The organism is Shigella sp. FC1967, assembly GCF_001743005.1.
GTDB lineage: Bacteria > Pseudomonadota > Gammaproteobacteria > Enterobacterales > Enterobacteriaceae > Proteus.
The window spans coordinates 1-530 of record NZ_MIIZ01001182.1 but is presented as its reverse complement, the minus strand read 5'-3'; the positions used below and the strand labels follow the sequence as shown (position 1 = coordinate 530).

The following is a 530-nucleotide window of genomic DNA, read 5'->3' as shown; positions in this document are numbered from 1 at the left end:
AAATGAGTGGCATTGATACTGAAAGTATCATGGGGTGCAAGTTAGTAAAACTATGATTCTACCCATTATTTCACCCGTTATTCTGCCCGTTATACCTAAATTGGGTGCAATAACGGGTAAAGTAATAGGTAGAATAACAGGTGGATTAATGGGTAAGAAATAACACAACGTCATCTTGTGTCTATCTATTATTCTGTATCTTATTCTATGTATTATTCTACCTATTACAGACGAAATAGATAAAATAAGAGATAGAATAATAGATAGGATAATACATAAAATAATAGGTAAACCTAACGTCAGCGCACCTTTTCTTCGAGCTGTTTTAGCATCGAAAAATCACCTAATAACCGTTGATTTTTACCTGTGAAAAAGATGATCGGACTGACATTTGCATTATCAATACTTCGGCTTAACTGAATTCCCATCGCCTGATAATCATCATCGTTTGTGCAATGGTATAACGCTAAAACAAGCTGACATTGTTCTGGAGTTCCGCATTCTATTGCCCAGCGGATCAACTCCGAAAA

1 protein-coding gene is annotated in these 530 nt (G+C 35.7%); it reads right to left on the bottom strand.

Going from position 1 to position 530, the window contains the following annotated elements:
* Positions 1-299: 299 nt before the first annotated feature.
* Positions 300-530: hypothetical protein (locus BHE89_RS23995; RefSeq protein WP_171742551.1), on the bottom strand; the 231-nt coding region annotated here is incomplete at its 5' end.